At 63.5% G+C, this 7,261-nt stretch carries 4 protein-coding genes and 1 pseudogene; 2 read left to right on the top strand and 3 right to left on the bottom strand.

Annotated elements, in window-relative coordinates; all coding sequences use genetic code 11:
- On the top strand, positions 1–89 hold an 89-nt coding region (locus QRN52_RS24035), incomplete at its 5' end, for a hypothetical protein (protein WP_502869740.1).
- Positions 90–194: 105 nt separating this feature from the next.
- Positions 195–1,514 (top strand): annotated as a pseudogene (gene glgC, locus QRN52_RS20600) (glucose-1-phosphate adenylyltransferase); the annotation flags it as partial.
- Here the strand turns inward: glgC and QRN52_RS20595 are convergent.
- Genes QRN52_RS20595 through imuA' form a run of 3 tightly spaced genes read right to left on the bottom strand, consistent with a single transcriptional unit; the run spans position 1,510 to position 7,259 of the window.
- Positions 1,510–4,941, bottom strand: coding sequence for an error-prone DNA polymerase (locus QRN52_RS20595; RefSeq protein WP_284755441.1), 3,432 nt, complete (start codon positions 4,939–4,941; stop codon positions 1,510–1,512). The pseudogene glgC and the gene QRN52_RS20595 overlap by 5 nt on opposite strands.
- A gap of 42 nt (positions 4,942–4,983) precedes the next feature.
- A complete protein-coding gene (locus QRN52_RS20590; protein WP_284755439.1) occupies positions 4,984–6,606 on the bottom strand; it encodes a DNA polymerase Y family protein in 1,623 nt (540 codons plus the stop codon).
- A complete protein-coding gene (imuA', locus tag QRN52_RS20585) occupies positions 6,603–7,259 on the bottom strand; it encodes a DnaE2-dependent mutagenesis accessory factor ImuA' (RefSeq protein WP_284755437.1) in 657 nt (218 codons plus the stop codon). The genes QRN52_RS20590 and imuA' overlap by 4 nt, the downstream gene beginning before the upstream one ends.
- Positions 7,260–7,261 lie beyond the last annotated feature (2 nt).

Genomic DNA, 7,261 nt, shown 5'->3' with positions numbered 1-7,261 from the left:
CCGGATCCTTCGGCTACACCGTCCGGGTCTTCCCGAAGCACCCCTCCCTGGCCTCGAAGGCCGAACTGGGTCTGATCGCCAACGCCTGACAGTGCGCGCCCCCGCGGCCGGATCGGGCAGCGGGGGCGCGTTCCACCCCGAGCTTCATCGCAACGCGCGGTGGCAGATCCAAAGCCAACATCAAACACAAGGGAGTGACGATGGCTTCGAAGAAAGTCTTGGCGATTGTGCTGGCCGGCGGTGAGGGAAAACGACTCATGCCGCTTACCGGAGATCGGGCCAAACCAGCGGTCCCGTTCGCAGGGAGTTACCGGCTGATCGACTTCGCCCTGTCCAATCTAACCAATTCGGGCTATTGGCAGATTGTGGTCCTGACCCAGTACAAGTCCCACAGCCTGGACCGGCACATTTCAGAAACGTGGCGGATGTCCGCACAATTGGGCAACTATGTAGCGTCGGTGCCAGCTCAACAGCGCGTCAGCAAAAGCTGGTTCCTCGGCAGCGCCAATGCGATCTACCAGTCGCTCAACCTCATCGAGGACGCCCGTCCTGACATCGTCGTAGTAGTTGGTGCTGACCACGTCTACCGGATGGATTTCGAGCACATGGTGCGCAGCCATATCAGCTCCGGTGCAAAGGCCACTGTAGCGGGCGTGCGTCAACCTCTGGCCATGGCCGACCAGTTCGGCGTGATCGAAGTAGAGCAGGCGGCTAGTTCCGGTAGTGCGAGCGACGGCACGGCCAAGAGGATCGCAGCATTTGTGGAAAAGCCGGCTTCGACGCGTGGACTTCCTGCAGACCCTTCCCAGTTCCTGGCATCGATGGGGAACTACGTTTTCGACGCCGATGCCTTGGTGGCGGCACTTGAGCACGACGCTACGCGGCAAGACACGAAGCACGACATGGGCGGTGACATCATCCCCTATTTCGTCTCCCGCGGCGAAGCGTTCGCCTATGACTTTTCAAACAACGATGTCCCCGGGTCCACAGACCGTGACCGCAACTATTGGCGTGATGTCGGCACTATCGACTCATACTTCGAGGCACACCTCGACTTGATCTCGCCGGAACCGGTGTTCAATCTCTACAACTCCGATTGGCCCATCTACACACGGCAAAGCGCATCGCCTCCGGCCAAGATGGTTCGCGGGGAAGGCGGTACCGTCGGCACGGCCCAGGACTCAATTGTTTCCAACGGCGTCATCGTATCGGGCGGTCTCGTGGAAAATTCGGTGCTTTCCAACGATGCGTTCATTTCCAGTGGTGCTCGCGTTATCGACTCGGTGCTGCTGGACAACGTCACCATCGGCGAAGGGGCGGTGGTCAAGCGGGCCATCCTGGACAAGAACATCAGGGTTCCAGCCGGCGCAACCATCGGCCTGGATCCGGACCTGGACCGACGGCGCGGCTACAACGTCACGGATTCCGGCATCACGGTCCTGAGCAAAGGTCAACACGTACCGCTCCCGGATGAACACGACCGGGAACTGGCTCGTGCGGTACTCCTGACTACCTGAAATCGCGGGAGTTGGACTTCACGGTCAGGACCAAGGGTTCCAGCTTGTCTGCCACGAGATTGGTGACTCCTTCCGGCGATCGTTCAAGGAAACCCCGGACGATCAGTGCGGATGACTCCCGGGCTACACGGCGATGCCTCTTCCAGAGGCCGACGCTGCAGATGACATTGAGGATGCCGCTCTCGTCCTCCAGATTGATGAAGGTGATCCCTTGCGCAGTCTGGGGGCGTTGGCGGTGGGTCACGACGCCGGCCACCTCAACACGCCTGCCGGACTCGACCTGGGAGAGTCGGTCTACCCGCAACACCCCTCTGGAATCCAGGGCTGCGCGGGCATGGCGCATCGGGTGGTCATCGGTGCTGATGCCCGTGGCCCACATGTCGTAGGCAACATTTTCCAGGGGCGAGAGCTCGGGCAGCAGCGGCGGCTGAACCGCGACGTGGGTCCCGGGCAATTGTCCTTCCCGCTCGAGCGCGGCATCGCCGGCCTGCCACAGTGCTTCGCGGCGGTTCATCCCCAGCGAATCGAGTGCGCCGGCTGAAGCGAGTGCCTCCAGCTGGTCCGCGCTGAGATTCGCGCGGCGGGACAGATCCGCCATGTCCCGGTAGGCGCCATGCTCCTCACGCTCGGCGACGATCCGCTTCGCCACCTCGGTCCCGATGGACGTGACGCCGTCGAGCCCCAACCGCACCGCGCGTGAGCCATCCCGCCGGTGCAGGTGGTCCTCGCGTGGTCGATCCTGCTGGAAGAGGCCGATCTCCGGCTGGTGGAAGTCCAAGCAGGAATCCATGCCGCCCACTTGGCCCGCTTCGGCCCTTGTAACCTCGTCGAGCGCTTCGAGGGTCGCCTCTGCAAGGGAATGCAGTACATCCGGGCGCAACACCTGGACCCCGTGCCTGCGGGCATCCGCCACGAGGGTTTGCGGGGAGTAGAAGCCCATGGGTTGTGCCCGAAGCAGGGACGCGAGGAATGCGCCAGGATAGTGCAGCTTCAGCCACGAGCTTGCATAGACCAGCACCGCGAAGCTCAAGGAGTGGGATTCCGCGAAACCGAAGTTCGCAAAGGCTTGGATCTTGGCGTAGATGGCATCGGCGTCGTCCTTGCTGATCCCGTTGGCCGCCATCCCCGCATAGAGCTTGGCCTCGAGCGACTCGATCTTCTCCCGGCCCCGTTTGGAGCCCATCGCGCGGCGGAGCAGGTCCGCATCCTCGGCAGTGCACCCGCCCACGGCAACTGCCATCTGCATCAGCTGCTCCTGGAACAAGGGCACACCCAAGGTCCGCTTAAGCACTGGCTCCAGCAATGGATGAAGATACGTGATTTTTTCCGTGCCCGCACGGCGCCGGATGTACGGGTGGACAGCGCCGCCTTGGACGGGACCTGGGCGGATCAGCGCGATTTCGACCACCAGATCGTAGAATTCCCGCGGTTTCAGCCGCGGCAGCGTGCTGATCTGGGCCCGTGATTCCACTTGGAACACCCCGATCGAGTCGGCCCGGCAGAGCATGTCGTAGACAGCCGGTTCTTCCCGCGGAATGGTCTCGATTGTCCAACGCTCCCCGAAATGCTTGTCGATCAAATCAAAGGAGTACTGCAGGGCGGCGAGCATTCCGAGGCCGAGGAGGTCGAATTTGACCAGGCCCATCCATTCGCAATCGTCCTTGTCCCATTGCAGGACCGTGCGGTTTTCCATCCGGGCACGCTCGATGGGTACCACCTCGCCGACAGGCCGCTCGGTGAGGACCATGCCGCCGGAGTGGATGCCCAGGTGCCGCGGGAAGCCCAGTATCTGATCAGCAAGGTCCAGGACCGGGGCCGGGATGTTGTTGGTCTTTCCTTCACTGAGATCGCCCCAGTGATCGAGCCGCTTGGACCAGGCGTCCTGCTGGCCCTGGCTGTAGCCGAGAGCCTTGGCTATGTCCCTGACGGCGTTCTTCGGCCTGTAACTGATGACATTCGCTACTTGGGCCGCGTTGAACCGTCCGTACTTGCCGTAGACGTATTGGATGACTTCTTCCCGCCGGTCCGAGTCGAAATCGACGTCGATGTCCGGTTCTTCCTCGCGGAGGCTGGAGAGGAAACGTTCAAACGGAAGGTTGTAGAAAATACTGTCGACGGCGGTGATCCCCAGCGCGTAGCAGACGGCCGAGTTCGCCGCGGAACCCCTGCCTTGGCAGAGGATGCCGCGGGAACGGGCAAACTGGACGATGTCGTGCACAATCAGGAAATAACCGGGGAAGTCCTTCGCCTCGATCACTGCGAGTTCCTGCTCGATCCGGCTACGGACCCGTTCGTCGGCGTCCGGGTATTTGTCCCTGATGCCTTCTTCAACCAGTTGCCGCAGCCAAGTGATAAGGCTGTGCCCTGCAGGAACATCGAGCTTGGGGAGCTTCGGGCGGGCGGCCCGTAACTGGAACGCAAGCTCCTCAGCGATCTCGACAGTCCGTTCGACCGCGCCAGGGTAGCGGGCGAACCGCGCTGCCATCTCGGAACCGCTCCGCAAATGGGCGCCGCTGCTTGCCGGCAGCCAACCGTCCAGTTCCTCCAGGCTGCGGCGTGCCCGGACAGCCGCCATGGCCGTTGCCAGCGGGTATCCCTCCGGGGACGCATAATGTACGGCGTTGCTGGCGATGAAAGGGATGCCTGCGCCCTCGGCAATACGGACCAGGGCGTCGTTGTGGCTGCTGTCGAGGGGATTCCCGTGATCGAAGAGTTCGACCGCCACGTTTTCCCGCCCGAATCTCTCGATCAAGGCCTCCACTTCAAAGGCAGCGGCTTGCTCGCCGGCGCTCATGAGGGCCCTCCGGACGGAGCCTTTGCGGCATCCGGTCAGCACCAAGCAGTGGTCCCTCAGGGAATGCCCCAGCTCGTCGAGGTCGTAGATGGGGTGGCCCTTCTCGGCATCGGCCGCCAGATGTGCGGACGTCATCGCCCCTGCCAAGCGGTGGTAGCCCTCTTCCTGGCGTGCGAGGACGAGCAAATGGTCACCTTCGGGGTCGGCTTCCCCTTGCTGGGGTTTGCTGAGTCCGAGCGACAGCTCAGCGCCGAACACGGTCTTCAGCTCGTAGGCTTCGGCGGCCTCGGCCATTCGCACGATCCCGTAGAAGCCGTCGTGGTCGGTCAGCGCTAGGGCATGGAGGCCCAGCCGGACGGCCTCCTCAACAAGTTTTTCGGGTGATGAGGCGCCGTCCAGGAAGCTGTAGTGCGAATGCGCGTGTAGTTCGGCATAAGGCACGACGGCGGCACCCGCCCTGGACACGACCCTTGCGGGATCGAGGGGGACCGGACGGTAAGGTCCGCGTTTCCTTGACCATGCGGGGCTGTCACCGCCGTCTCCCTTGGCCTTGCCGATCTCCGGCACGCGCCGGTCTGAAAGCGTGCGTTCGAACTCCGACCACGGGATTGACGGGTTGTTCCAAGCCATCTTTAACTCCTGCCTAAAAGTTCGGTGTTCGACTCTGGCTATTCAGTCGTAGCGGGCCTCTGCCCACCAGTTCTGCTCGTCCAGGAGAAGGAGCCACGCCTCTCCGTTTCCGTCCACAAGCTGGAAGCGGTCCGCTTCAAGGCGATGGGAGGAGTCCCACCACCGCTGTTTCAGCGGCCAGGGTCCTGCCCACTGAATCACCAACCGTCGTCGTGCAGGGTCTCCGGTGGGACAGAACCACGTTGGCGGGGCAAGCAATCCGCCACGATGGTCCGTGCGGACTTTTTCCTTGTCCGCATCAAGCAACAGGACAGGGATGAGGGAAGCGAACACCGTGGCGGGCTGCGGGTCTGGAATCCTGCCGGGCCAGGGTCTGGAGGCCAAGTCGGCTGCTCCCGCGGGCAAGGCATCTCCCCAAGGAACCAAACGACGACGCTCGGCCAGCAGCCGGCCTCCGGAGATCGCGGGCACTACTACGGCCTCATGCCCCAGCATGCTTTGGATCCGGCTGAGTCCATGATGAATCTGCTCCTCGGCTCCGTCTCCAAAGAGCGCCCGCCCATGATGGGCGATGGAGTCCACCCGGATGGGGACGAACTCGACCCGCGTGACCGGTGACGACAGCCCGCCGCGGGCCATTCCGCCGTCGCTCATTCCACCGTTGACTGCTTTATTGCTGGTGTGGGCAGGGGGCTGTGACTGAAGCTGCCAACGCACCCTGTCCACGACGTCGCTGGCCGTGAAATGGCGGGGATGGCCCCACGTCCGCTCGGAGCGGCTCCCTGCTTCGTCAGTGATGAGAACCCTCAGCTCCGTGCAGACCAAGCCCTCCGTCTGCACTCCGGCGACGAAAGCATCTGCCGTGGCGCGGAGCTGGAAGGCGAGTTGGTCAACCCGGTCCAGGCCGGGTTCGAATTCCGCCCGTTGATCCAGTTTCCGCGGGGGAGTCCGGGGGATCACTTTGCGGGGATCCTGGCCGCTTGCCAGGGCGTGCGCAATGATTCCGGCAGCCCCGAAACGTGCCCGGACATCTGCAGCGGGAAGATCGGCGAAATTCCCCAAAGTGAGGATGCCAAGGCGTTTGAGCAAGGAAGCCAGCTTCGGCTGGCCTAGTACTTCCACCGGAAATGGAGCAAGGAAATCCCGGGAAGAACCCGGCGGGAGCACAAGAACAGCAGAGAGTTCGCTGGTGCTCCGGGCTGCTTGCTCGGCGGCGAACACGGAATCGGCGATCCCCACCCGGGCCTCCACGGCGAGGCGGTCGGCCGATTCAAGCACAGCACCCGCGGCCGCTTCTTCTCCGCCGTAATACCGGGCAGCACCCTTGGCCCGTATAGCGCATAGGCCGGGGCGAAGCACTTCCACTCCAGGAGTCCGTTCCTCGAGCGACGAGACCACAGGCTCGAATTCCCTCGCATCCCGCACAGGATCAACGGCACATACCACCAGTTCAGGACAACGGGTCTGTGCTTCCCTCAGCCGCAAGCCCCGGACCACTCCCTCTGCCCGGGCTTCCGCGGAGCAAGCAGCTATGACACCTTGGCCTATGACTGCCGCAGGCACATCAGGCGGGAGGGCATCTGCCAAGCGGGCGGCGACGAGGGGCCAATCCGGGAACCATGTCACCAACGCGCGGACCGGGGTTTCACGCTGAAACAGCATCATGCTCCCATCCGATGGCGGGACAGATCTACCGGACCGCTGTCCGCAAGATCCACGGAGGCCCTGCGGGAACTTCCCCGCAGTGCGACTTCGAGCTCGAGCTCCTGCTTGGCGAGATGTCCATTACCCTGTCCGAGCCCCGCCCACTCATATCCATTCACTTGCAAGACAGCTTCACTCTGCGGCCATGGTCCCAGGACAAGGAGGACGGCACTCCGCTCCCGGAGCCTGGCTCCCAAGCGGGCAGCCTCGGCGGGTGCGACTTTTTCCGGAGCACGCGCAAGCACCACCGAGAGCACGTCCGCCATGGCGGCGATCACCGGCGTCCAACTGGCCCCGGGGTCAGGCACCAGCACCAGCCGATCAAGCGCAACGCCGAAACCCGCTGCCGCCTCGACCCCGAAGTCAGGCAGCCCTGCTACTCCGCACCATGAGCCATTGCGTGACGGGCCGGCCAACAAGGCCATGGCCAGCGACATGGATCCCTGTATGGAGTACGCCGCTCCCGGCCGCAGTCCACCCGGGAGGAGCCTGCTGAGTGAGGGGAGCACGGGGAGCGAGCGTTCGCTTCCGCGCTTGCCCTGCATGAGGTGGATCCGCGCCTGCAAGTCATCGCGCAGCGAGGCCGGCGAAGCGGAAGACAGGCGAGAAGGCATGC

This window comes from Arthrobacter sp. efr-133-R2A-120 (assembly GCF_030209835.1).
In the GTDB taxonomy this organism is placed as follows: Bacteria; Actinomycetota; Actinomycetes; order Actinomycetales; family Micrococcaceae; genus Arthrobacter.
The sequence above is the reverse complement of the archived record's forward strand: the minus strand, read 5'-3'. Positions and strand labels throughout refer to the sequence as shown.